This is a genomic window from Mycobacterium shunyiense (genome assembly GCF_058270035.1).
Map to the genome: position 1 here is coordinate 212,424 of NZ_JBZDPT010000004.1, position 25,257 is coordinate 237,680.

The following is a 25,257-nucleotide window of genomic DNA, read 5'->3' on the forward strand; positions in this document are numbered from 1 at the left end:
CGTCAGAACGTCCCCCCGTCGGGGATGACGACCGAGCCGCCGTCATCGAAGAACGCGCCCGCACCGGCCGTCTCCCCCTGAGCCAACGCCGCACCCTCGCGCTGCAACAGCTTGATCAGCGCCTCGGTCGCCCAGAAGACATCGGGCGCCAGGTCACGGAAGATCGGCGTCTTGGCCGCCTTGGACCGGGTGGCGACGGTCGTGAACGCACCATCGGGAGTAGCCCCGGGGGTGTCGGCCGGCAGGTACTGGGCCGCGACGTCGCGGACGTTGCCCAACCACGTTTCGGCGGCTGCCTGCCGATCCTCGGCGGTCTGCGCGGCCGCGATCGGCCCGACCCGGGAAGTGATCCCCGGACCGGACGTTCCGGACTTGAGGAACTCCCGCACCAGTGCCGCCGCCGACAGTTCGACGATGCCGCTGGCCGGGTCCTGGCTGTGCGAGTCATAGAGCGCACGCAGCACCGTGTACGGCCGCAGCGATCGCATCACCGGCGGTTCATGTGAAGTGGCGATGGCCAGCAGGCTCGACTCCAGCACGGCGGGCAGCCAATCGTAGGACGCGGTGAACGCCGACGGCGGAGTCAGCAGCGGGTTCGGGAAGCCGAGCCACTGGTTGTCGTCGCCGTCGTAGATGCGCACCGGATCGGTGAACGGCGACGCCGGGATCTGGATCCGTCCGAGCATCTGCCCGAGGAACCACCCCGCGGTCATGGTGCGCCGTTCGGCGTCGGTCATCGGCAGCGACGCCGACAACGGCCGCGAACGGCGGTACCGCCAGAACGCCCCCCGGCCCGGACCGGCGGTCTGCGCCCATTGCTGCGCGGCCGGCTTGAGCACCGAATCGAACACCAGCGGCGAGTAGTTCGGGTAGGACCCGAAGATGTCGATACGGGTGACGCTGTCCTCGTCGGACAGGGACCGGCCGTAGTTGTCCTTGGTGGCCTGGTCGATGCGCGGGTTGGCGCGCAGCACCTCGGCCAACGTTTCGGCCACAGGCTGGCCGGCGAACGGGATCTCGGAGAACTTGTACCGGTACTCGACCTGCTGGCCGGGGTGCACCCGCTGCAACGCCTGATCGTTGACACTGGCCAGCGGCCGCGCCAGCGACAGGGCCTCGGCGAACTTGGTGTCGATGTCGCGACGCCGATTGACCAGCTCCGATTCCGAGGCGCCCGCGCCCTGCACGTAGTCACGCAACGAGACCTTGCAGAACTCCTCGAACGACTCGCCGGGCCGCCCCACGTAGAGCCGGGCCCGCGCGAGCAGTTCGGCGGGCCGGGTGTGCACGTCGAACTGCGCCATCGACGGCACCCGCGGCCGCCCGTTCTCCGGATCGGTCCCCAGTGCCCGGGTCACCCACGTCGCGGTGCGTTCGATGAGCCCGCCCGGCGCTGCCGTGCCGCCGGTGGTCTGCCACAGTCCGAGGATCACCCGGGTGGTGGCGTCGTCGACGGCGGTGCGCAACGGAATCATCGCGTTCGAACCGCCCACCGCCTTGGGCAGATCGGTTTCGTAGCGCTGCTTGAACGCCGAGGAGCTGATCAGCAGCACCTCGTTGTTGGCTTCGGCGAACCGTGAGGGCACGAGCTCATCGGCGTCGGACGGCCACGCCACGTACTGGTCGGTGGACAGGCGGGCCAGGCCGACGTCTGACGGCGGCTCGGACCGGGCCTTCTCCAGCAGGATCATCGCCTCGCCCAGCGCATCGCGCAGCGGCGCCAGCAATTCGGCGCCCATCACCCGCAGCACGTCGGCCATCCGGGCCGCGGCGTCGGCGTAGAGCTGTCGGCGCACCGTCGACCGGAAACCGTCCAGTGCGATGCCCAGCACCTGGTCGGCGTTGGTCATCACGCCGCGCAGCGACCGCAGGGCCGCGTCGACCTGCGGAGGGATCGCGACGATATCGGGCGGGCCCATGGCGCCGAGTTGCGCGATGCCGGGCGCCAGCACGCTGTCGAGGTGCAGGCGCAGCCGGTCGATCAGCTCGCGAGCGTAGGGCAGGCCGAGCGAGGCAGCCGCGGTACCGACCATCTGCTCGACCTGGTCGGCGAACTCCCGGTGCCAGGAGAACACCATCGCGTACGCGGTCTCGGAGCAGGCCCGGGCCAGGTCGGCGCGTCGGTTCATCACGGCCTGACGGAACACCGGCACCCACTGCTCGGCGGACATGCCCTGGGGGTTGGGCAGGTAGCCGCGCAGTTGCCGCTCGATCAGCCCGTTGACGGTGGAGGACACCGCCTCGGGCGGGAAGGCGCCGTTGGCGATCCAGTTGCCCAGGATGCCGACGCGTGCCTGCTCGTCGCCGGCCGCGGCCGGCATCCGCAGCTCGTTGCAGTGCGCCTGCCACTGGCTGCTCAGCAGCGTGTCCAGCTGTTCGTTGCTGGACGCCGGATTGCCTGCCTGCAGGTGCCCGAACGACAGCTTGTCGGCACAGCTGCGGGCGAGTCGCTGCGCGGCGTACTCGGCGTAGCGGTCCCGTCCCATGCTCAGGCTGGAGAAACCGTAGGTGCCCCACGGCAACACATCCCACGACGAGATACCCCAACCGAGCACGTCGCGGTCCCCGGTCGGGGACGCGGTGTTGCCGAGGTCGTAGGACACGAACTGGTCGCTGGCCTTACCGCTCATCATCAGGCCGGCCAAGCCGCGGGCCAGACCGCGGTACACCGCGTACTGGGAGCCGTCGCCGAACAGCGTGCGGTCGGCGCCGATGTAGCGGCCCACCGGGAAGACGCGGGCGAACGGGATCGGCTCGCCGTCACCGTGATGCTGGCCCAACGCCCGCAGGATGCGCACGTCGTGTTCACGGGCCGCGCCGGTCTGGCTGGCGACGATCTCGCCCAGCATGGCCAACGCGTTGGCCCGGACACCGATCCGCGCGCTCTCCGGCAGTGACTCGAAGATGTCGGGGGTCACCATGAAGACGCCCATCAGCTTCGGGTCCAGGCCGGTGACGAGGGTCAGCAGTCGGCAGATGTCCAGCGCCATCGACGCGCCCGCACCGCCGGCCATCGACGACACCACGAGCACCAGCGGCGGCTCGTTGGGGTCGAACCGGCCCATGCCGGGCACGCTGACCGTCGACATCTCCGAGATGGTCTCGACCCGGAACAAGGCGTCCCAGGCCGCCTGCAGCCGGGCATGGATCTCACTGGCCTTGCTCAGCGTGATCATCCGGCCGATGGCGCGGTACTGCCCCGCGCCTGCCGAGATCGGGTTGGTCACCTCTTGCGGATTGCGCGGCGCCCAGGTGGCGATGGCGTCCAGCGCACCGTCGGCGGCCAGCCGCTGCGACAGTGCGCCGTCGAGGATCGCGTAGCTGCTGCCCTGCGGACCACAACCGATGTAGCTGCCGCCCTGCGCGGGCACGTTGGCGAGACCCTCAGGCCCCGATTCGGCGGCGCTGGGCACGTCGATGTGCACGAACTGCCAACCCGACAGCACCTTGTCGACGCCGGCGGCGTGCAGCTCGGAGCGAAGCTGGTCCATCATGAACGCCAACGTGGCGCCACCCGAACCGCCGCATCCCACTACCAGGAATCGTCGCATCAGGCTCCTTCTCCAAACGGATTGAACGGATCGCTGTCATACCGCTGTGGCTGGGCCGGCCCAGGCCGACCGGGTCCGGGCCCGGACGGCGGCGGGCCCATCGGCGGGGGTCCCGAAGGCGGCGGACCCGAGGGCGGTCCCATCGGAGGCGGGCCCATCGACGGCGGTCCCGACGGTTGTGCACCGTCGGCGAACGGGTCATAGCCGACCGGCGCTCCCACGGCGGTGTCACCGAACGGGGATGCGCCCGGACCGGCATCGTCGTGCGGTGACGCCAGCCCGGCCTGGACGGCCCGCAACCGCAGGCCGTTGAGGACCTCGGGCAGCCGGCGCGCCACCTCTTCGTAGAGCTTTTCCCGCGCCGCGATATCCGTGTTGCCGCTGACCAGCAACAGCACTTCGGCCTCGGTGGACGGCCCACGGGGGTCGTGCAACACCACCCAGGTGTTGTGCACCGCCAGAGGCAGCACCGCGTGCAGGCCCGTTGCGTCGGTGGCCGGCAATTCGGAACCGGTCGTGACCAGGTGGCCGGCGTCGACGCTGACGTGGCCCGCGCCGAACGGGCTGCGGCCCAGCACCACGGTCAGCGTCGTTCCCAGCACCGAGAGTCGACGCGTACCGCCGGCCAGCCCGGGTACCGGGTTGACCAGATCGGTGTCGACCATCGCGAACGGTTCACCGTCCCGCAGCGCGATGTCCGAGCGCACCTCGGCCCGGATCCGTTCGGCCAACAGCGGGATGTCGGGGATCTTGCTCACCCACCACTTCGAGAGGTACAGCAACCCCAGCGGGATGCCCGGGCCGAGCAGGAGCGCGGCGATGAGCACCAGCACGAAGTTGACGGTGCTCAACGGCTTGATCAGCGATGCCGTGAACGGCACCTGGACCGTCTGCGAGTCGTCCGGGTTCTCCAGCGCCGCGACGTGCAGCGGGACCGTGCCGTTGAGGCCGCCGTGCCCGTCCTGCTCGGTGCGCAGGGTGACCTCCAGCTTCCCGGTCTGCCCCTCCTGCAGCTTCAAACAGTTGCCCGGCGAGTTCGCCGCCGAGGTCACCTTCGGTGTGCCGATACCCTCCGGGCCGGCCTCCACCGTGACGGCATCGGAATCGGCGATCCACACGCAGCCCGGGCCGGTGATGTTCAGCGACGCCGTTGCTCCCTCCGTGGCCTGGACGCTGCCGAAGTCGATCCGCTCGCCCGGCGACGGCAGGCCCAGCTTCGGCAGGATCTGCAGATTGACGTCGACGTTCTGCGGCGACAACTGGGTACCGGGCGCGACCTGCACACCCGTCAGGTCCACTGCTGGTGCGGTGGTGACCACCAAGGACATCTTCAACGTGGCCGGGCCGGGTTCGACCTGGCTCAGATCGACCTTCACGGGTTTGCCGATGTCCTCTTTCGGGACATTGGCGAGCAGTTCGATGGGTGCGGCCCCGGCGGGCACCAGCTGCGCCGACAGCGTGGCCGAACCAACGAGATCGGTGGGCGTCATCGGCTTGTTCTGCCCGTCGACGAGGCCGAAGGTCACCCCGTCCAGGGTCTGACCGCTGTGCCACGTGACGTCAGGCCCCTTCTTCCCGTCGCTGCTGACCAGTGCCGGGAAGATGTCGGTGGAGATGTGGATGCTGACCTTCGACACCGCGTCGGGGTGCTTACCGGCAGTGTCGACGTAGACGATGCCCCACTGGCCGATCCACTCGCCGCCGCCGGTGTTCTGCATGACGATGTTCTGCCCGGTCTCGGACAGCCACTCGTAAGTCACTTTGACGCCCGCGACGTCGATGTCGGTCGAGCCGTCTTTGCGCGGCAACTCGACCGTCTGCCCCGATGGTGACACCAGGTAGGGCACCACGCCGGGCACGTCGCCGGAGCCGAGGATTGTCACCGACTTGATCGAGCGGTCCAGCACGAAGTTGTGCTTGGCCTCCGGGCACACCTGCAGCTGACACACTGCACCCTGGCCCTCGATACCCGGGTCCGGGTTGAGCGCGTCGAACGCGAACAGCATGTCGTCGATGTCGGCCACCGAATAGAAGTCACCCGGCACCGGATCGGTCTTGTCCCCACAGGTTTTCCCCGCGAGACCCTTCCCGGTGCTGATCGCACTCATCACGTCGAAGTCCGCAGGCGCCGTGGTGGCCCCCAGGCCGATGCCGAGCATCACGATCCCCGACGACCGCACCTGATCGGCCACGCCGCCGGACCGGCAGATCGACTCGATCGCGCGCTGCCGCGCCTGGTCGACCCCTTCCTGGCTGCTCAGATCGACGCCTTCGGCGTACGGCTTCGCCACGTCGCGTGCGGTGAAGTCGATCTTGCCGTCGGAGAACCACGCGATCGCCTGGCAGCGTTGACCGCCCTCGGTGTTCTTGGCGCGGGCCGCCAACGCCTGACGCGCCCCGTCCAGAGCTGTCCAGTAGTCGGTGTCGATGCCGGTGTTCTTGGACTCCAGGCTGCCCAGTTGCTGCGCCAGTTCCCCGGCGTTGGCGTCGGTGAGGCGGGTCCAGTCGTGTTCCGGGGTGTAGGTGTCGGAGAAGCCGGCCGAGGCCACCTCAAGGTCCGCATCCACCCGTCCGACATAGCGTCCCAGGGTCTGCAGCAGGTAGCGGGCTGCCTGCACCCGAGCGCCCTGTGGGTCGCTTTGCTGCAGGCTGCTCGACTCGTCGAACAGCAACAGCAGGTCACCGGTCTTCTGTGCGGCCAGGCACGCGCCAAACCGCTTTGCCCCGCCGGCCGATTCCTGCGCCGACGCCGTCGGGAGGCTCAAGCCCAGCAGGCCGGTCAGCGCGACCAGCACCATCGCGGCGACGACGCGCACAAATCCCCTGTGCAATCCCCTCGTCATCGCTCTAGAGCCTGCCCGCCCACAGTGCGATCTGCCAGGCCCCGACGGCGATACCGACCAGGCAGACCGCCAACACCGCCCAGTACAGCGTCGACGTCCAATTCGGCGCCGAGTAGATGGCATCCGTGCGGCGCCGGGTGTCCACCCGTGTGTAGACCGCCAGCGCGCCGATGGCCACCGGCCCGGCCAACAGCCAACCCGCGACCGCCGTGACGATCATCGGTCCCATGATCGCGCCGATCACCGCGATGATCACTCCGGCCAGTGCCAGTGCGAGCGCCACCGCAAACCAGATCAACGGTGGTCCGGTGGTCCGCAGCGCGGCGGCTCCGGGCCCGACCGTGATGGGTTGGCCGAATGCGTCCTGCGTCCCCATCGGTTGGCCGGCAGGCGGCCCCCCGAAGACCTCGTGCGACGCACGCTGGGGCTGGGCCTGGGCCGCAGGTGCGCCGGCCCACGGGTCGAAACCCGACGAGGGCCCACCCGGACCTGGTGCGGGATGCCCGCCGGGGCCGGCGGGCGGGCCGGAGGGCCCGGGCCGGGCCGGGGGACCGAAGTCGCTGAAATCGAATGGACTCGGGGTGCTCAAACGCCACCAATCCTTCCGTCTTCAGTTCTCGGTCGAGCCAGGTCGGCGCAGCGTGGGATGCCCACCACTGAAAGCGAAGCCAGACCCCCGAACCGCACCACGTGATGCTATCGAAGCAGGCTGTACGGCGACCCCATGGTTGGGCGAAGCGATCGCCCGTCGTGGGCCGCCGAATGGGTTGTTGCCGAATGGATCAGCCGGGCCGTCCCCGTGCCAGCCGTCTGTCATCTGCTTTTCCCCACCCATTGCTCGTTGACCCCGCCGAACAGCGATCGCCAGCCGTCGACGATCCGAAGATTCGATGGTAATCGGGCCCGGCGCCGCCGTGCGCAGCGGCGTTCGCTGACCTGCGCCACCGAACCGTCGAATACTGCCGATACTTCGCATTCGTACGCGGCCGATTGAGCCTAACCGCATCTGCGGGCTCGGCTGTGCGCCAAGATTCCCGGATGTATTGCTCCCGCGAGCTATCCCGCGCCCTCGACGACCGCGAGGAAATCGGCGTACGTCGCCTTGATCTTGTCGACGATGTCGTCCACGCTCACCGAAGCCCAGTCGGCCCGAGATCCCAGCTCAGCGATGGCCGTCATGATGATCGAGCCCCACACCACGGCCGTCAGCTTGAGCCGGCGATCGTCACCGGGCACGCCCATCCGCCGGGTCAACGCGACGTTGACCGCATCCGCCCGGAACTGCGACGCGGTGTGCATCAGCGCCGGCGACGAGGTGACGATGCGCGCCGAGGCCAACAGCCGATCGGCCGTGAGCTGGGTCGGCGGCGCGGTCTTGGTCTTGAGGAAGGCTTGCACGTGAGCGCGGTATACCGCCTCGAGATGGCCGATGTCGGCCGGTTGCGCCGTCAACTCGACCGCCACACTCTCGATCACCTCGTCGACGAACGCCAGCACCACTGCATCTTTGGTGGCGAAGTAGCGGCTGAAGGTGCGTGGCGAGACATCTGCGACCGCCGCGATCTGCTCGACGGTGGTGCTCTCGAATCCCTGGCGGTCGCACAGGTCTATCGCGGCCTCGATCAGCATCGCCCGGGTGCGCTGCTTCTTGCGTTCGCGCAGTCCGGTCTCGGCCTGGCGCATCCCGTCAACCACGAGATCGGATGTTAGCCCTCAAAGGCCTGCTTTTCGGTCCATTTCGGCAACTATGTGGCGCTCAGTGCCATTCGCCGGTCGTCATACTTTGTCAGCCTCGGACTGTTCCTGCGGGACGGTCGTCTGCGCGCCGGCCGCGCCCACCCGGTAGCGCACGAACGCCGGCACCGCGAGCGCGGCGATCAGCACACCGACGATCACCAGCGCCCCGCCGCCCGCAGCGGCGACCGTGGTGCCCACCGCCGCCGCTGCCGCGCCGTGCAATGTGTCCGCCAACCGCGGGCCGCCGGCGACCACGACGGTGAAGACGCCCTGTAGCCGGCCGCGCAGCTCGTCAGAGGCCGCCTGCTGCAGGATCGTCGACCGGAACGCGGCCGACACCATGTCGGCCGCACCTCCAACGGCCAAGAACGCCAACGCAATCCACAGCACCACCCCGGCGCTGCCGCCTGCCGCACCACCGGCGATACCGAACCCGGCCATCGCCGCGCCCCACACCACGATCGCCACGACCACGGCCAGCCCCTGCCTACGAATCCGCGGCAGCCAGCCAGAGAAGACGCCACCGGCCACCGCACCCACCGACATCGCCGCCGCCAGCAACGCCATGGCCGTGCCGCCCTCCACCGGACCGCCGAAGCTCTCATGTGCCATCTGGGGGAACAGTGCCCGCGGCATCCCGAAGATCATCGCCACCAGATCGACGACGAACGACATCAACACCACCCGGTTACCGGCGAGGTAGCGGAAACCGTCCAGCACCGCCGTGAGGCCCCACCGCGAGCCGCCCTCCTCGGTGGTCGCCGGCGGCATCGGCGCCAGCCGGAACGTGGCCCAGATCGGTACCAGGCAGCAGATGGCGTCGATGAGATAGAGCGTCGACAAATCCACCCAGTGCAACATCACCCCGGCCAACAGGGGTCCGACGATCGCCCCGAACTGGAAGACCGTCATGTTCAGCGCGTTCGCCGCGGGCAACTGCTCGCCCGGCAGCATCCGTGGAATCGCCGCTGACCGGGTCGGGCTGTTGATCGCGAAGAACGCCTGCTGCACCGACAGCAGGCACAGCACCACCCAGACGTTGTTCAGCGCCAGCGCGGCCTGCAGCCACAACAGCACCGACGACACGGCCAGGCCGATCGAGGCGATGATCAGCAGCAGCCTGCGGTCCATCGCGTCGGCCCAGGCTCCGCCCCACAGGCCGAAGACCACCAGCGGGACGAGCGCGAACAGGCCGGACAATCCGACGTAGGCGGAGTTCTCGGTGAGCACGTACAACTGCACCGGCACCGCAAAGATGGTCAGGTTGGCACCGATGACCGTGGGGATCCCGGCCACCCACAGCCGCCGGAAGTCCGGGGTGCGCAGCGGTGTGGTGTCGGCGAAGAACCTACGCACGACGGCGGGCGAGCGAAGCGACGGGGGATGTCGCCCTGTGGCGAGCGAAGCGACGGGGGAAATTCATGGCTGGAGGCGTTCGGCGTGCGCCTCACCCGATGCCGACCCGGCGGCGAAGATCACGCGAATTCGGTTGTGTACCCGGTTCTCCCGGCCCTGCCAGAACTCCACGCTCTCGGGTGCGATCAGGTAGCCGCCCCAGTTCGGCGGCACCGGAACCGTTTCGAGGTCGGCGAACCGCGCCGTCACCTCGGCGAGCTGGCCGAGCAGCGCCGGGCGCGATGCGATCGGGCTCGACTGCTGCGACGCCCACGCCCCCAGCTGCGAACCGCGAGGCCGCTTGGACCAGTACTCCCGGGTGGCCTCACGGCTCACCTTGGTGACCGGACCGCGCACATGGACCTGACGCCCCAGCCGGTACCAGGGGAAGGTCGCCGACGCGTACGGATGCGCGGCCAGCTGTGCCCCCTTGGCGGAGTCATAGTTGGTGTAGAACGTGATGCCTGCCTCGTCCATGCTCTTGCACAACACGGTTCGGCTGACGGGTCTTCCCTCGCTGTCGGTGGTGGCCACGACCATGGCATTGGCCTCCGCCACTCCGGCGCGGTACGCATCGGCCAGCCAGGTCCGCAACAGCGTCAGCCAACCGGTTGCCGGGTCATCGCCGAGCCAGTCGACGTCCAGGTCGCCGCAGCCGTCCTTCTCCACGTAGTCCACACGCATGGCAGCCAGGTCGTGTTGGTCGTGTTCAGGGGCTGGTCCGGAAGGTATGGCCACCGCGGTAACGCTACGCCTGGACGTGGTGCAACAATCTGGCCATGCCAGCTGTACCGGAAGACTTCGTTGCCGGCCTCGAAGGCGTCGTCGCCTTCACCACCGAGATCGCCGAGCCGGACAAGGACGGCGGCGCGCTGCGCTACCGGGGCGTGGACATCGAGGAACTCGTCGAACGCCGGGTCACCTTCGGCGACGTGTGGGGACTTCTGGTCGACGGCAGTTTCGGCACGGGCCTGCCCCCGGCCGAGCCCTTCCCGCTGCCCATCCACAGCGGCGATGTCCGCGTCGACGTCCAGGCCGGACTGGCGATGCTGGCTCCGATCTGGGGCTACGCGCCACTGTTGGACATCGACGACACCACTGCCCGTGACCAGTTGGCCCGGGCCTCGGTGATGGCACTGTCCTACGTCGCCCAGTCCGCCCGCGGCATCTATCAGCCCGCCGTGCCGCAACGCCGGATCGACGAATGTGACACGGTCACAGCACGTTTCATGACGCGTTGGCAGGGCGACCCAGATCCCAGGCACGTCGAGGCGATCGACGCCTACTGGGTCACCGCCGCCGAACACGGGATGAATGCCTCGACGTTCACGGCCCGGGTGATCGCCTCCACGGGCGCCGACGTCGCGGCCTCCCTGTCGGGCGCGGTGGGCGCGATGAGCGGGCCGCTGCACGGCGGTGCCCCGGCCCGGGTGCTGCCGATGATCGAAGAGGTCGAGAAGTCCGGTGACGCCCGCGCGGTGGTGAAATCCATCCTGGATCGCGGCGACAAGCTGATGGGCTTCGGCCATCGCGTGTACCGGGCCGAGGATCCGCGGGCCCGGGTGCTGCGGGCCACGGCGAAACGCCTTGAGGCGCCCCGCTACGAGGTGGCCGCGGCCCTGGAGCAAGCCGCGCTGGCCGAGCTTCGCGAACGGCGCCCGGACCGGGCCATCGAGACCAATGTCGAGTTCTGGGCGGCGGTGATCCTGGACTTCGCCGAGGTGCCCGCCTCGATGATGCCCGCGATGTTCACCTGTGGCCGGACCGCCGGCTGGTGCGCGCACATCATGGAACAGAAACGGCTGGGCAAGCTGGTCCGCCCCGCCGCCATCTACGTCGGCCCCGAACCGCGCAGCGTGCAGTCGGTCGCCGGATGGGACAAAATCGCCACGTCGTGAGCGGTCCTCGCGACGAATTCGCCTCGGCGGCACACGCTTTCGCCCGGCTGGTTCGGGCGTTGCCGGCGGATTCCTTCGACGGGCCCGGCCTGGGCGAGTGGGATCTGCGCGCCCTTGTGGGTCACGCGTCGCGCTCGCTGATCACCGTCAGCACGTACCTACAGGACCCGGCGTCGGCGGCCGACCTGGCAGGACCGGTCGAGTACTACGCCGCGATTCGTGCGTTCCTGTCCGACGGCGACGCCGTCGTCGAACGCGGTAGGCAGGCCGGCCGCGACCTGGGCTCCGATCCGGCCGCCGCGGTGGATGCGCTGGTCAGCCAGGCCCTGGCCGATGTCGACAAGGCAGGCGATCCGTTGATCACCGTGATCGGCGGGTTCGGCATCCGATTGAGCGACTACCTGCCGACCCGCATCTTCGAACTCGCTGTGCACAGCCTGGACATCGCGCGGGCCACTGGTGTTTCGGCGGATCTGCCGGCCGAGGTGATGACGGCAGCCACCGTCCTGGCCGCGCGGATCGCGGTCGAGCTGGGCACGGGTGAGGCGGTGCTGATGACCCTGACCGGACGGGCCGATCTGCCTCCCGGTTTCTCGGTCGTCTGACTTCTCGCCCTTGCGCCGAAACGACGGGTTCGCGGCCGAGCTTTTGTCGGTGGGCGGTGGTTGCATGGATGTGTCCGCCGATGAGATCCGCCTGCCGCGCGGGTCTGCATTGAACCCGCTCACCAACACCAGGAGAGAATCATGGCGATCGAAGTAACCCCCGCAGTCCTTCCGCATCTGGTTGTCGACGACGCTGCCGCGGCAATTGACTTCTACGTCAAGGCATTCGGTGCCACCGAGCTGGGCCGGGTGCCCGGGCCCGACGGCAAACTCATCCACGCCGCACTCAACATCAACGGGTCGACGGTCATGCTGAACGACGACTTTCCCGAGTACAACGACGGCAAGCCGTCGACGCCCAAGGCGCTGGGCGGCAGCCCGGTCACCATCCACCTCACCGTGACCGATGTCGAGGACAAGTTCGCCAAGGCCGTCGACGCCGGCGCAGAGGTCGTCATGTCGCTGGAAGATCAGTTCTGGGGCGACCGCTACGGCGTCGTACGCGACCCGTTCGGCCACCTGTGGTCACTCGGACAGCCGGTGCGCGAGGTCAGCCCCGAGGAGATCGCACAGGCCATGCAGTCCGGGCAGTAGGCCACCGTCAACCGGGCCCTGCCCACCGCGACCGTTGGTGTCGGTGAGGCAGGCTCCGGGGAGGTGGTAGGCGCGACCGGAAGGACGGCGCGGCGCCCAGGAACAGCGGTGCCAGCATGACATTCTGAGTCGGTGATCGACGTGGTGATCGCCGAGCCGGGGCAACTGAGCGAGGGCGACCTACGCTCCGCCGAGACATTGGTCCGCTCCGCTTTCGGCGACGGCTTCCGCGAGCATGACTGGCTCCATGGTGTCGACGGAGTACACGTCATGGTCACCGAGGACGACGTGTTGCTGGCTCACGCGGCGGTAGTGACCCGGACGCTGCGCCACGACCGTGACGTGTTTCAGGCCGGCTACGTCGAGGCTGTTGCCGTACGCAGCGACCGACAGGGCCGGGGCCTGGGCCGCTTGCTGATGGAGGACACGGAGGCCATCCTCGCCGAACGGTACGACATCGGGGCCCTCAACGCCGTCGAAAGCGCGGCTCCGTTCTATGCCGGCCGCGGCTGGCATCCCTGGGACGGCCCAACCCAGGCTGAAACCCCGAGTGGGGTGATCGACACCTACGATGCAGCCGACCGGATCTTCCTGCTCCCGATTCGCACTCCGGTCTGCGGTTTCGCGAAGTCGGTGCCCTTGATCTGCGATTGGCGCATCGGCGACCTCTGGTAGGCGACAACGGATCGATCCCGCGCAGGAGTGGGCGGCGTTCGGGCGGTCCGGCGCAGCTCATACTGGTTTCCGCGCATGACATCGCGACGTGCACGAAGGAGATCGATGAACACCCAGCCCACCGACACCACACCGGCTGCCCGCGCCCTGCGCTGGCGGGTCGTGGACATCGTCGTCGCCAGCGTCCTCGCAACGGCGGCCGGGCTGGTGTTCGTCGTGTGGAACATCGCGTCCAACCCGATCGGTGCACCGTTGACGGCGGCGCTTCCAGGTCTGCAGGCGTTGCTCGCCGGCGGATGGTTGTTCGCCGGCGTGCTCACCGCCCTGGTGATCCGCAAGCCCGGCGCGGCCCTGTACGGCGAGCTCGTCGCGGCCACGGTGTCGGCGTTGGTCGGCAACCAGTGGGGCGTGCTCACGCTCGAATCCGGACTGGTGCAGGGGCTCGGCGCGGAACTGGTTTTCGCGGTGTTCCTCTACCGCCGCTGGGGATTGCCGGTCGCGCTGATCGCCGGGGCGGTCGCCGGGCTGGCCCTGGCGATCAACGACCTCATCCTCTGGTATCCCGGTTCGGCCAACACGTTCGCCGCGATCTACACGGTTTCGGCGATCGTGTCCGGCGCGCTCGTCGCCGGGCTGCTGTCGTGGTTCGCGGTCAGGGGTCTGGCGAAGACCGGAGCGCTGAGCCGGTTCGCGTCGGGACGGATCGGCCCCGAGGCTCGATGAGCTCACCGCACGGCGCCGGTGCCACGGTCACGGCACACGCCTGGGGTTGGTGCCACGCCGGACGCGCCGCCTGGGCCGTGCGGGATCTCGATCTGCGGATCGAGCCCGGCGAGCGGGTGTTGCTGTTGGGGCCGTCCGGTGCCGGGAAATCGACTCTGCTGCATGGCATTGCGGGATTGCTCGGCGGTGCCGAGGAAGGCAGGCAGGCGGGCACGCTGCGGGTCGACGGTGCCGCGCCGAACGAACAACGTCACCGGATCGGGATGGTGCTGCAGGATCCCGACGCCCAGGTGATCCTGTCCCGGGTCGGTGACGACGTGGCCTTCGGCATGGAGAACCTCGGCGTCGCGCGCGAACAGATCTGGCCCCGGGTCCGAACGGCCCTGGACGCGGTCGGCCTGAAACTGGCTCTGTCCCAATCCACGTCGGAACTGTCCGGCGGACAGAAGCAGCGGCTTGCGCTGGCCGGGGTGATCGCGATGGATCCCGGGCTCATCCTGCTCGACGAACCGACGGCGAATCTCGACCCCGCCGGTGTCCTCGAAGTGCGGGATGCGGTTGCCGCCTCCGCCGCCCGGACCGGTGCGACACTGATCGTCATCGAGCACCGCACCGATGTGTGGATGCCCGTTGTCGACCGCGTCGTCGTGCTCGGCGCCGACGGTCGGGTGCTCGCCGGCGGGACCCCGGATACGACCATCCGGCACAATCACGACTACCTGGTCCGATCGGGTGTGTGGGTGCCTGACACCCCGCTGCCCGAGATCACCCGCCACCGGTCCGGAACCCGCGAATCACTGCTGCATGCCACGGATCTCGCACTGGCCCACCCGGGCGATCCTCCGATGCACGTCGGGTTGAACTTCGAGATCGAGGCCGGACAGACCACGGTGATCACCGGCCCGAACGGAGCGGGCAAGTCGACGCTGGCGCTCACCCTGGGTGGCCTGTTGCCCGTGCCCGCCGGACGTCTCGAGGCGCACCCCGACTTCGCCCCTTCCCCGTCCCGCCGCAAGCCCGTCAAATGGCGGTCGAAAGAACTGCTCACCCGGATCGGCAGCGTGTTCCAGGATCCTGAGCATCAGTTCCTCACCGCCACGGTGCGCGACGAACTCGCGTTGGGTCCCAAGGCCATCAAGCTCCCCGCCGCCGAGATCGCCGCCCGCACCGACGAACTCCTCGAACGCCTGCACCTGACACACCTCGCCGCGGTGAACCCCTACACGTTGTCGGGTGGCGAGAAGCGCCGCCTGTCGGTGGCAACGATGCTGGCAACTGCACCCAAGGTGATCATCCTCGACGAGCCGACGTTCGGCCAGGACCGCCGCACGTGGGAGGAGTTGACCGGGTTGCTGGCCGAAATCGCCGACGGCGGTACGGCGGTCGTCGCCGCAACCCACGATCTCGATTTTGCCGACGTGCTCGCCGACGCCCGGATCGTGCTGCCGGACTGGGAGCCGACCGCGGAGACGCGGCCGTGACTGTGCGCACGATCAACCCGGTCGCACGACTGCTCACCGCGCTGGTCATCGCGGGCGCCCTGGTGCTGTCGGTCGACTGGGTTTCGGCGCTGACCGCACTGGTCGGGGAGATCGTGCTGTTCGCCGTGGTCGGGGTGAGACTGCGGGCGGCACTGACCCGAGGCGCGGTGGTCGCGCTCGCAGCCACACTCACCGCGATCACCATCCTGCTCTACGGGCAAGTGAGCGGAACGGTGTACTGGCACTTCTTCCTCGTCACGATCAGTGACGGATCCATCGCCCTGGCAGCAGCCACCTTCCTCCGCGTCCTGGCCATCGCGCTGCCGTCGGTCATTCTGTTCATCGACGTCGAATCGACCGAACTGGCAGACGGTTTGGGTCAGGTGCTGCGGCTGCCGGCCCGGTTCGTGATCGGCGCCCTGGCCGGCCTGCGACTGGTCGGACTGCTCGGGCAGGACTGGCAGTATCTCGGCTATGCCAGGCGGGCCCGCGGGGTGGCCGACCATGCGAGGGTGCGCCGGGTCGCCGGGCAGACGTTCGCCCTGCTGGTGTTCGCCGTGCGGCGCGGGTCGAAGCTGGCCACCGCGATGGAAGCCCGCGGGTTCGGCGCCTACCCCACCCGTACCTGGGCCCGGCCGTCGACGTTCGGCGCCCGCGAGTTCGCCTTGATCGCAGCAGGATTCGTCATCGCCGCAGTCGCCATCGGCGTCTCGGTTTCCTCCGGAGCCTGGAACTTCATTGGCGCTCGATGAGATCCTGAGCCGGCTCGGTCCCGCTGCGACGACCGTGCTGATCGACGGCCGTTCCGGGTCGGGCAAGTCGACGCTGGCGGTACAACTGCACGAGAGCTGGGCCGATTCCGTCGTGGTCCGCCTTGACGACATCTACCCGGGATGGGATGGATTGGCGTGGGCCGCAGAGCATGTGCAGCGTTCGCTGCTCGAGCCGCGGGCGGCCGGACGTAACGGGTGCTGGCGGCAATGGGATTGGGCTGCCGCCGCTCCGAGCGGCCACCACGAGGTCGAACCCGGGCAACGGCTGATCGTCGAGGGCATCGGGGCGCTCACCCCGGCCGGCCGGGCGCTGGCCGATCTGGGCATCTGGGTCGATGCGGACGACACCGAGCGCAAGCGCCGGGCACTGGACCGCGACGGCGAGACCTACCGGCCGCACTGGGACCGGTGGGCCGCCCAGGAGGACGAGTTCATTGCGCGGTTCCGCCCCAGGGCGTGCGCCGATCTGATCGCGGTGCTGACCGCAGGCAGATTCGAATTCACCGCTCCCGGTTAGGGTCGACGCGGAACAACCGGAGGGGAGAGTCGATGCTGGACTGGCTGGCGCAGCTCGTGCAGCCACTCAACACCACACTGTTCGTGCTGGGCGGCGACGCGGTCAGTTGGGCCGAGCTGCTGGGCTTCCTCACCGGCGGGCTGTGCGTGGCGCTGACCGTGCGCAGGCACATCGCCAACTTCCCGGTGGGCATCGCCAACTGCCTGTTTTTCCTGGTGCTGTTCACCTCGGCCCGGCTGTGGGCCGACGCCGGCCTTCAGGTGCTCTACATCGCGCTGGGTTTCGCCGGATGGTGGCAGTGGCGGTACGGCAACGCCGGTCGCACGCCACTGATGGTCACCCGCGCCCGCCCCGACCAAATCGGCTGGTGCATCGGCGTTGTCGTGGCCGGCACGGCTCTGCTGACGGTCGTCCTCCGGGCCGCCCACGATGCAGCCCCGTTTCTCGACGCGCTCACCACGAGCCTGTCGCTGGTCGCGCAGTGGCTGCTGAACGGCAAGTACGTCCAAACCTGGTACTTCTGGATCGCCGCTGACTGCGTCTACATCCCGCTGTACGTGAGCCGGGATCTGAACCTGACCGCGGCGATCTACGCGGTGTTCCTGGTGCTGTGCCTGTCGGGGCTGCAGTCCTGGCGGAAGGTGCGGGTGTCATGAGCGAGTTCGGTCATGGCCTGTTCATCGGCAAGTTCTATCCGCCCCATCGCGGACACCACGCCGCGATCGACATCGCCGCGGACCGGTGCGACCGGGTCAGCGTGCTGGTGATGGCGGCCGCACCGGAAACCGTGCCGCTGGCCGATCGGGTGGCCTGGCTCCGCGAGACACACTCGGAGCAGACCAACGTGACCGTCGCCGGAATCCCTTGCGATGCACCGCTGGACGTCACCGACCAACGCGTGTGGGCAGCGCAGGTGGCCGCCATGCGGGCCGGGTTGCGGGCGGCGGGCTGCCCGACCGAGGTCGACGCGGTGTTCTGCGGCGACGACTACGGTGTCGAGCTGGCACGCTGGTTCGACGCCGCGAGTGTGCGGATCACCCGGAGCCCGGTCAGCGCCTCGGCCGTCCGCCGCGACCTGGCCGACCGGTGGCTCGAACTGGCCCCGGCCACGCGTGCGGGACTGACCACCCGGGTCGTCGTGCTGGGCGCCGAGTCGACGGGGACGACGACAGTCGCCGCGCAACTCCAGGAGCACTATGCGGCACGCGGCGGAGTGTGGGCCAGGACGCGCAACGTCGAGGAGTACGGTCGCGAGCACACGGCCCGGCTCTGGGAACGCCAACCCGACCGAGCGATCGACGAATTGGTTTGGGATCACGCCGATTTCGATGACATCGGGACCGAGCAGAACCGCCGGGAAGAAGCTGCTGCTCGCGAGGGCTCACCGATCCTGGTGTGTGACACCGATGCGTTCGCCACCGCGGTGTGGGAACGCCGCTATCTCGGCATGGCCGCGCGCAGCGGTCAACCATGGACCCGGGTGCCGCGCCGTGCGGTGTATCTGCTCACCGACCACACGGACGTGCCATGGCACGACGACGGCATGCGGGAGGGGGACCTGAACATGCGGGCGGCGATGACCGGCTGGTTCGCCGACGCCCTGACCGCGGCCGGGCACTCCTGGGTGCTGCTGACGGGCTCACTGGCCGATCGTGTCGAGTTGGCGCTGCGCACCGTCGACCCGCTGCTGAATCTTTCGATGCGCTTCGGGGAGCCGTTGCACGGGCCCGGCTTCGAGTAATCCCGAGCCGGGCCCCGGCAACTCAGTGTGCCTGCAGGCTCGCGGTGAGTCGCTGGCGCACAGTCGGTTTCGGTGCCGTCGCGGCGACCGCGACCATCTCGTCGACCGAGGTGAACTTGTCCCGGGGACGGTCCTCGCCACCGCGGGCGACCTCGGCGGCGTCGATCGCCCGCCACCCGGCGGCGTCGACCATGGCCGGCTGGCGGGTACGCACCAGCTTCTCCAAGGCGGCCGCCTTGTGCACCGGATCGGTCAGTGCACCGGCGTTGTAATCGTCGACCAGCTGGTGCACAGTCTGCGCCGCGCACGACTTGTTGGTGCCGATGAAGCCGGTGGGCCCGCGCTTGATCCAGCCCGCGACGTAGGCGCCTGACGCACCGCGCACGCGTCCGGCGTCGTTGGGCACCACGGCGGCATCGTCATCGAACGGCAGATCGGCAATTGCCTTGCCGCGGTAGCCGATCGAGGTCAGCACCAGGCCCGCCTCCAGCTCACGAACCTGATCGGTTCCGGTGGCACCGAATTCGATGCCGGCCACCCGGTCCTCGCCGAGCACCCGCTGCGGGGTGAGGCGGTAGGCCAACCGGATCCGCGGCCGGGTCAGCGGCGCGGAGGCATTACCCAGCTTGGTCAGGATCTCCAGCTTGTTGCGGGTCAGCGCATCGGTCTCGCGGGCCAGGTCTGCGACCACCAGCTGGTGATCGGCCTCGTCGAGCACCACGTCACAGGTCGCGGTCAGGCCGATCAGCTCGGGCAGCGTGAAGGCCGATTCGGCGGGGCCGCGGCGGGCCGCGACCACCACTTCCTGTACCCGGGACGACCGCAGGGCCGCCAACGCATGATCGGAGATGTCGGTGCGGGCCAACACATCCGGATCGGTGGTGAGCACCCGGGCGACGTCGAATGCGACGTTCCCGTTGCCGACGATGACGACCCGCTCGTGGCTCAGGTCCACCGGCAGATCGGTGAACTCCGGGTGCCCGTTGATCCAGGCCACCATCTCGGTGGCAGTGCCCGTACCGGGCAGGTTCATGCCGTCGATGTCGAGCCGGCGGTCGTTGGGCGCACCCACCGCGTACAGCACGGCGTGATGGTGCTCCAGCAGGTCGGCATGCGACAGGTGCTTGCCCACCTCGACGTTGAGGTAGAACCGGAAACCGGGCTGCCTGCCGATGGTGTCGAACAGCGTCGTCACCCGCTTGGTGCTCTGATGGTCCGGTGCCACACCGGCCCGCACCAGCCCGTAGGGCGTCGGCAGCTTCTCGAACACATTGACGCGCACGCCGCGCTGTGTCAGCAGTTCATCGGCCGCGTACATGGCGGCCGGGCCGGAGCCCACGATGGCCACCGTCAACGGCCCACCGGACCGCGCCGCGACGTGCGGCGCCGCGATCACCGGAGCCAATTTGGATGTCGGCGGCAGCTTGCCTTCCCGCTTCGGGTAGAAGGCGGCGTTCAACTCGATGAACGGCAGCTGCTTGTCCGTCAGCTTGGTATCGGCCGCGATGGCGCCGACCGGGCAGGCGCTCACGCACGCGCCGCAGTCCACACACGCCTCGGGGTCGATGTAGAGCATCTCGGCCGTCGCGAAGCCCGGCTCATCCGGTGAGGGATGGATGCAGTTCACCGGGCACGCGTAGACACAGGACCCGTCGCTACAACACGACTGGGTGATCACGTGGGGCATCTAGAACCTCTGCAGACCTTGCGCTTTCCGGACGAGCTTCAGGCGACCGAGACCAGGTGCTCGCGCTGTGGCTCGCTACGGTAGCGGCTCGGCGCTCCGTCGATCTTGCAGATCCGCCACATCAGCTTGGCGATCGGGTTCATCAGACCGGTGTCGTGGCACAGCATGCGCACGTCGCCGAACATGTCCCGCAGCATCTTGCGCGACTCCGGGGAACGGAAGAACAGCTCCTTGCGCACCGAGCGCGGGATGTCGAATTCCTTCCAGAACGCGCGCGGCGGCACGATGATCGCCGAGCACAGGATGCGCATGGTCAGCGGCACGAACAGCGACAGGATCCAGCGCTGACGACGCCGCAGGTTCGGCACCCGCTTGTGCAGGTACTGGTGCGCGAACGAGATGTGGCGGGCCTCTTCGGCGACGTGGATCGCCATCACCCGCTCCATGATCGGGTGCAGGGCCTTGCCCTCGCGCAACACGTTCTTCTGCGTGTGGTCGATGGGCTCCTCGCCGGCGAGCACGCCGAAGAAGAACGGGATCGGCAGCGGGCCGGCGGCCAGCGGGATCAGCGGCTGCAGCCACTTGAGCAGCCGCGGCATGCCCGGCACGTCCATGCCGATGCGGTTGACCATCTCCTGGAACATCAGGGTGTGGTTGCACTCCTCAACCGATTCGTGCAGGCAGTACCGGTATTCCGGCGAGCCGTTGGGCACCCAGAACGAGTACTCCATCAGACCGCGGATGAGGATGTTCTCGAAGTGCAGGCCGACCTTGGCGACGTTGGCCTGGCGCCACATGCCGATCTCGATCTGCCGTTCGACCGGCTGCGCCTGGTACCACGGGTGACCGCCCATCGGGTCGGTCCCGGGCAGGATCCAGCGCGGATCATTGGGGATGACGGCAAATTCCGGAGAATCCCAGTCGATGTCCTTGTACGGGTTGAAATTGCGTCGCACCGAGCCCTCGGACAGCGTCGCGAGCATGTCGGTGTACTGAATGTCGTCGCTGACGTCCATGTTCTTGCGCCAGCGCCTGACCATCTTGGTCCGAGCCATGTTGCAGACCTCTCTATACTTGTCTGAGGTTTACATCTACCCACCTGTTGTACAAACGGTACCGCAGGTATCGAGTAAAAGTCCATGCCTGATTTGAATTGTTTGCCGATAGGTGACCGCACGTGGTCGAGCTGAAGACCGAAGGCCAGGTAGAGGCGATGGCAGCGGCCGGAGCTGTGGTGGCCGACACACTGCAAACAATTGCCAGTCAGGCCGCTCCAGGCCATATGACGGCCGATCTCGACCGGATCGCCGCCGAAATCCTCGCCGCGCATCACGCCTCCTCGCCGTTCCTGAACTACCACCCGCGGTGGGCGCCCAAACCCTTCCCGGCAGTGCTGTGCGTGAGCGTCAACGACGCGGTGGTGCACGGCATCCCCGACGGCACCGTCCTGGCCGACGGTGACCTGGTGTCGGTGGACTTCGGAGCAATCCTGAACGGCTGGTGCGGAGACTCCGCCCGCAGCTTCGTCGTGGGCACTGCAGCAGCGGCCGACACCGCGCTGATCGAGGCGACGGACGCGGCCTTGGCCGCCGGGATCGCCGCGGTACGGCCCGGCAACACCCTCGGTGATGTCGGACACGCCATCGCGTCGGTGGCCCGCGAGGCCGGCTACGGACTACTCGCCAACCACGGCGGCCACGGGATCGGGCGCACCATGCACGAAGCGCCCCACGTCCCCAACTCGGGACGGCCCGGGGAGGGCATGAGATTGCAGCCTGGCCTGGTGATCGCGATCGAGCCGATGCTGATTGCCGACGGCACCACGGGCTACGTCCACGACCCCGACGGGTGGACACTTCGCAGCGCCACCGGCGCCCGCGCCGCACACAGCGAACACACTGTGGCCGTCACCACCGACGGCGCCCGAATTTTGACGCGGTAGCGGCCGACTTTAGGCTGGTCGGTATGGCTGAACTGATCATCCCCGCCGATATCAAGCCCCGCGACGGCCGTTTCGGATGTGGACCCTCCAAGGTCCGCCCGGAGCAACTGACCGCGCTGGCCGCTGCCGGGGATCTGTTCGGCACGTCCCACCGGCAGGCACCGATCAAGAATCTCGTCGGTCGCGTCCGCGACGGGCTGCGTGAGCTGTTCTCGGTTCCCGACGGATACGAGGTGATCCTGGGTAACGGCGGCTCGACCGCATTCTGGGATGCCGCGGCGTTCGGCCTGATCGACAAGAAATCGCTGCACCTGACCTACGGCGAGTTCAGCTCGAAGTTCGCCTCGTGCGTGGCCAAGAACCCGTTCATCGGCGACCCGATCATCGTCAAGACCGACCCGGGCACCGCACCGCAGCCGCAGTCCGACCCGTCGGTCGACGCCGTCGCCTGGGCCCACAACGAGACCTCGACCGGCGTCTCGGTGCCGGTGCAGCGCCCGGCCGGTGATGCGCTGGTACTGATCGATGCCACCTCGGCCGCCGGCGGCCTGCCCGTCGACATCGCCGACACCGACGCGTATTACTTTGCGCCGCAGAAGAATTTCGCCGGTGACGGCGGCCTGTGGCTGGCCATCGTCAGCCCCGCGGCGCTGGCCCGTATCGAGGCCATCGGCGCGTCGGGCCGCTGGGTGCCTGACTTCCTGTCGCTGCCCATCGCGGTGGAGAACAGCCTCAAGAACCAGACCTACAACACCCCGGCGATCGCCACGTTGATCCTGCTCGCCGAGCAGATCGACTGGCTCAACGGCAACGGCGGCCTGGACTGGGCCGTCAAGCGCACCGCAGATTCCTCGCAGCGGCTGTACTCGTGGGCCGAGGGCACGTCGTTCGCCACCCCGTTCGTCACCGATCCGGCCCTGCGCTCGCAGGTCGTCGGCACGATCGACTTCAGCGATTCGGTGGATGCCGCCGCGGTCGCCAAGGTGCTGCGCGCCAACGGGATCGTGGATACCGAGCCCTACCGCAAGCTTGGCCGTAACCAGCTGCGAATCGGCATGTTCCCGGCCGTGGAGCCCGACGACGTCAGCGCCCTGACCGCCTGCGTCGACTGGGTCGTCGGCCAGCTCTGAGCAATCCCTCGATCCCGGTAGCCCTCCGCCAGCGTGTCAGCCCGGTAACGGGCTGATAACGCAGTAGGGTTCGCGCAGGAGGTCAGGTCGGTATGCGAGAACTCAGAGTCGTTGGATTGAACGTAGACGGCAGACGCATCATCTGCGAAGACGACGACTCCAAAGAGACGTTCAGCTTGCGTGTCGATGACCGGTTGCGCGCCGCGGTCCGCGGTGACAAGGTCGCCTCGAATCAGCCCGATATCGATGTAGAGGTGCAGAACGTGCTGCGACCCAAGGAGATTCAGGCAAAGATTCGCGCCGGGGCGTCGGTCGAGCAGTTGGCCGCAGCAGCCGGGGTGCCCATCGAACGGGTCGAGCGATTTGCCCATCCGGTATTGCTGGAGCGCGCGCGGGCAGCCGAGTTGGCCACCGCAGCGCATCCGGTACTGGCCGACGGGCCCGCGGTGCTGACGCTGCTCGAAACCGTCACCCAGGCCATCGTGGCCCGGGGCTTGGACCCCGATTCGATCGCCTGGGACGCGTGGCGCAACGAGGACAGCCGTTGGACCGTGCAGCTGGCCTGGAAGGCCGGCCGGTCGGACAACGTCGCGCATTTCCGCTATTCACCCGGGGCCCACGGCGGCACCGTCTCGGCGTCGGACGACGCTGCCCGCCAGCTGATCAACCCCGATTTCGACAGGCCGCTGCGTCCGGTCGCTGCCGTGCCGCACCTGTTCGACAATCACGAGGCCGACGAAGCCCACGACGTTCCCGCGGCGGCACCCGAGCACTTCAGCCGGCCGGCCGAACCGATGCCCGCGCCCACTCCCCCGGCACCCAAGCGCAGCCGAAAGGCACGTGCGACGGTTCCGGCCTGGGAGGACGTATTGCTCGGCGTACGTTCCTCGGGCACCCAGCCCTGATCGATTTCGAGCCTGTGCTGAAGATTGGGGCCATCAGGTAGCCGCAATCTCCAGCGTTGGCGTTGGCGTTGTCGAAGTCAGGCCGCCAGCTCGACGCCGGTGAACTCGCAGTCTGGTCCACAGGCGTGGCCACTCACTGTGATCCCGTGTCGCCGCATCACCTGGGCGATCTTCGCGGCGGTCCGGCACGGCCGGTCGAAAACCTGACGGTAGGACAGTCGGACGGTTGAGCGGCCGTCGACCGCGGCATCGAGATCACGCTCGACGTCGTTGTTTCGTGCCGATGCCGTGTTGTGGAACAGGAGGCCGTCGAGTTCGACCACGAGCCGTTGGCCGTACTCGGCATCGCGGTAGGTCACATTCACCGACGAGGTCGAACGCTTCTGACGAGCGGCCCGGGGCAATCCGTGCGCCCGTTCCACGCGGTTGAGGTACCCGTGCTCCAGGACCGAGCAGCTGCCCTCGGCGATGTCGACGATCACGGCCCGCAGCCAGCGTCGTCTGCGAACCCGCCGACGGGCGTCGAGGGCTCGCAGTAGATGTCGCGCGGTGGTGCGCCGCGATTGGCACGCGTCGGCCAGCACCGCAATCGCATCGAACTCGGATACGGCCCGACATGCGACGTCAAGGGCGGCTTCTTCAAAGCGCAGACGTGGCGGACCGACCTGCCAGAGCACCCGCTCCTGCAGGTGGGCCAGATGGTGGATGCGCACTCCGTGTGGTTCGGCCAGCACGCCCCGGTCACGGGAGACTGCGACATGGATCACCGCACCCTCGTCGGTCAACGCCGATTCCAGGCACAACGCTGCCGGAGCTGCGTAAAGCACTGCGGCCCACGCTCGTTGCAGCCAGGACAACGGTCCGGTGTGATCGACGTATACGCCGTCGTGGACCCGCGCCCAGTCATTGCGCCGGAGCAACCGTCGAATGTCGTGCTGCTGCAGCCCCGCATCCAGGGCCTGCCGACGCGAGATCACCCCCGACTGCCGCCGAAGCACGCCCTCGATGTCCACGCCATCGATGCTCGCCCACCGGCTCCGCCACGACCAGACCCGTTCCC

The 25,257-nt window shown here is 68.5% G+C and carries 22 protein-coding genes; 13 read left to right on the forward strand and 9 right to left on the reverse strand.

Translation table 11 applies throughout. From position 1 onward, the window contains the following. Positions 1-2 precede the first annotated feature (2 nt). From AC4ELS_RS04960 to pdxH, 6 genes are all read right to left on the reverse strand, one after another. A complete protein-coding gene (locus tag AC4ELS_RS04960; protein WP_498888856.1) occupies positions 3-3,551 on the reverse strand; it encodes a tubulin-like doman-containing protein in 3,549 nt (1,182 codons plus the stop codon). After that, positions 3,551-6,394: a VWA domain-containing protein gene (locus tag AC4ELS_RS04965; RefSeq protein WP_064878439.1), complete on the reverse strand. Its 2,844-nt coding sequence runs from the start codon at positions 6,392-6,394 to the stop codon at positions 3,551-3,553. Before AC4ELS_RS04965 ends, AC4ELS_RS04960 begins: the two co-directional genes overlap by 1 nt. Before the next feature lie 4 nt (positions 6,395-6,398). Continuing rightward, positions 6,399-6,983 carry a hypothetical protein gene (locus AC4ELS_RS04970; protein WP_448448333.1) on the reverse strand — a complete coding sequence of 195 codons (585 nt, stop codon included), beginning with the start codon at positions 6,981-6,983 and terminating at the stop codon, positions 6,399-6,401. Positions 6,984-7,450: 467 nt separating this feature from the next. Further along, positions 7,451-8,089 (reverse strand): TetR/AcrR family transcriptional regulator, encoded by a 639-nt coding sequence (locus AC4ELS_RS04975; RefSeq protein ID WP_110777385.1) that lies wholly within the window; start codon positions 8,087-8,089, stop codon positions 7,451-7,453. An 81-nt stretch (positions 8,090-8,170) separates the two neighbouring features. After that, the gene (locus tag AC4ELS_RS04980; protein WP_448448332.1) at positions 8,171-9,487 is read right to left on the reverse strand and encodes an MFS transporter; all 1,317 of its coding nucleotides are present in this window, start codon (positions 9,485-9,487) and stop codon (positions 8,171-8,173) included. A gap of 63 nt (positions 9,488-9,550) precedes the next feature. Further along, on the reverse strand, positions 9,551-10,264 hold the full coding sequence (pdxH, locus tag AC4ELS_RS04985; RefSeq protein WP_499046181.1) for a pyridoxamine 5'-phosphate oxidase: 714 nt from the start codon (positions 10,262-10,264) through the stop codon (positions 9,551-9,553). A gap of 41 nt (positions 10,265-10,305) precedes the next feature. Between pdxH and AC4ELS_RS04990 the strand changes: the two genes are divergently transcribed. The 10 genes from AC4ELS_RS04990 (at position 10,306) to AC4ELS_RS05035 (ending at position 18,533) form a co-directional block, all read left to right on the forward strand. Then, a complete protein-coding gene (locus AC4ELS_RS04990; RefSeq protein WP_448448330.1) occupies positions 10,306-11,424 on the forward strand; it encodes a citrate synthase 2 in 1,119 nt (372 codons plus the stop codon). Further along, positions 11,400-12,029: a maleylpyruvate isomerase N-terminal domain-containing protein gene (locus AC4ELS_RS04995; protein WP_499046183.1), complete on the forward strand. Its 630-nt coding sequence runs from the start codon at positions 11,400-11,402 to the stop codon at positions 12,027-12,029. The genes AC4ELS_RS04990 and AC4ELS_RS04995 overlap by 25 nt, the downstream gene beginning before the upstream one ends. Positions 12,030-12,170: 141 nt before the next feature. Next, complete coding sequence (locus AC4ELS_RS05000; protein ID WP_499046186.1) at positions 12,171-12,623, forward strand: VOC family protein; 453 nt, start codon at positions 12,171-12,173, stop codon at positions 12,621-12,623. Between the two features lie 132 nt (positions 12,624-12,755). Next, positions 12,756-13,298, forward strand: coding sequence for a GNAT family N-acetyltransferase (locus tag AC4ELS_RS05005; RefSeq protein ID WP_499046190.1), 543 nt, complete (start codon positions 12,756-12,758; stop codon positions 13,296-13,298). Positions 13,299-13,403: 105 nt separating this feature from the next. Next, on the forward strand, positions 13,404-14,021 hold the full coding sequence (locus AC4ELS_RS05010; protein WP_064883622.1) for an ECF transporter S component: 618 nt from the start codon (positions 13,404-13,406) through the stop codon (positions 14,019-14,021). Further along, on the forward strand, positions 14,018-15,502 hold the full coding sequence (locus AC4ELS_RS05015) for an ABC transporter ATP-binding protein (RefSeq protein ID WP_499046194.1): 1,485 nt from the start codon (positions 14,018-14,020) through the stop codon (positions 15,500-15,502). The genes AC4ELS_RS05010 and AC4ELS_RS05015 overlap by 4 nt, the downstream gene beginning before the upstream one ends. Then, positions 15,499-16,254: an energy-coupling factor transporter transmembrane component T family protein gene (locus tag AC4ELS_RS05020; protein WP_448448326.1), complete on the forward strand. Its 756-nt coding sequence runs from the start codon at positions 15,499-15,501 to the stop codon at positions 16,252-16,254. The genes AC4ELS_RS05015 and AC4ELS_RS05020 overlap by 4 nt, the downstream gene beginning before the upstream one ends. Next, positions 16,241-16,792 carry an AAA family ATPase gene (locus AC4ELS_RS05025; RefSeq protein WP_448448325.1) on the forward strand — a complete coding sequence of 184 codons (552 nt, stop codon included), beginning with the start codon at positions 16,241-16,243 and terminating at the stop codon, positions 16,790-16,792. Before AC4ELS_RS05020 ends, AC4ELS_RS05025 begins: the two co-directional genes overlap by 14 nt. A 32-nt stretch (positions 16,793-16,824) precedes the next feature. Next, positions 16,825-17,448 (forward strand): nicotinamide riboside transporter PnuC, encoded by a 624-nt coding sequence (gene pnuC / locus AC4ELS_RS05030; RefSeq protein ID WP_448448324.1) that lies wholly within the window; start codon positions 16,825-16,827, stop codon positions 17,446-17,448. Next, entirely contained in the window at positions 17,445-18,533 is a 1,089-nt protein-coding gene (locus tag AC4ELS_RS05035) for an AAA family ATPase (protein WP_499046198.1), read from the forward strand. The genes pnuC and AC4ELS_RS05035 overlap by 4 nt, the downstream gene beginning before the upstream one ends. Before the next feature lie 22 nt (positions 18,534-18,555). Here the strand turns inward: AC4ELS_RS05035 and AC4ELS_RS05040 are convergent, their stop codons facing one another. Both AC4ELS_RS05040 and AC4ELS_RS05045 read right to left on the reverse strand, forming a co-directional pair. Next, positions 18,556-20,220: a 4Fe-4S binding protein gene (locus AC4ELS_RS05040; protein WP_499046200.1), complete on the reverse strand. Its 1,665-nt coding sequence runs from the start codon at positions 20,218-20,220 to the stop codon at positions 18,556-18,558. A gap of 38 nt (positions 20,221-20,258) precedes the next feature. Next, a complete protein-coding gene (locus AC4ELS_RS05045; RefSeq protein ID WP_055117515.1) occupies positions 20,259-21,275 on the reverse strand; it encodes an AurF N-oxygenase family protein in 1,017 nt (338 codons plus the stop codon). Positions 21,276-21,397: 122 nt separating this feature from the next. Here AC4ELS_RS05045 and map point away from each other — a divergent pair, with 122 nt between their 5' ends. From map to sepH, 3 genes are all read left to right on the forward strand, one after another. Continuing rightward, positions 21,398-22,162, forward strand: a complete 765-nt coding sequence (map, locus tag AC4ELS_RS05050) for a type I methionyl aminopeptidase (RefSeq protein ID WP_499046203.1) — start codon at positions 21,398-21,400, stop codon at positions 22,160-22,162. A 23-nt stretch (positions 22,163-22,185) separates the two neighbouring features. Beyond that, positions 22,186-23,292: a phosphoserine transaminase gene (gene serC, locus AC4ELS_RS05055; protein ID WP_064883637.1), complete on the forward strand. Its 1,107-nt coding sequence runs from the start codon at positions 22,186-22,188 to the stop codon at positions 23,290-23,292. Positions 23,293-23,384: 92 nt separating this feature from the next. Next, entirely contained in the window at positions 23,385-24,197 is an 813-nt protein-coding gene (gene sepH, locus AC4ELS_RS05060) for a septation protein SepH (RefSeq protein WP_448448320.1), read from the forward strand. Between the two features lie 77 nt (positions 24,198-24,274). On the opposite strand, the gene AC4ELS_RS05065 is transcribed toward sepH, so the two are convergent. Further along, entirely contained in the window at positions 24,275-25,210 is a 936-nt protein-coding gene (locus AC4ELS_RS05065; RefSeq protein ID WP_498888829.1) for a type IV toxin-antitoxin system AbiEi family antitoxin domain-containing protein, read from the reverse strand. Positions 25,211-25,257: the final 47 nt, after the last annotated feature.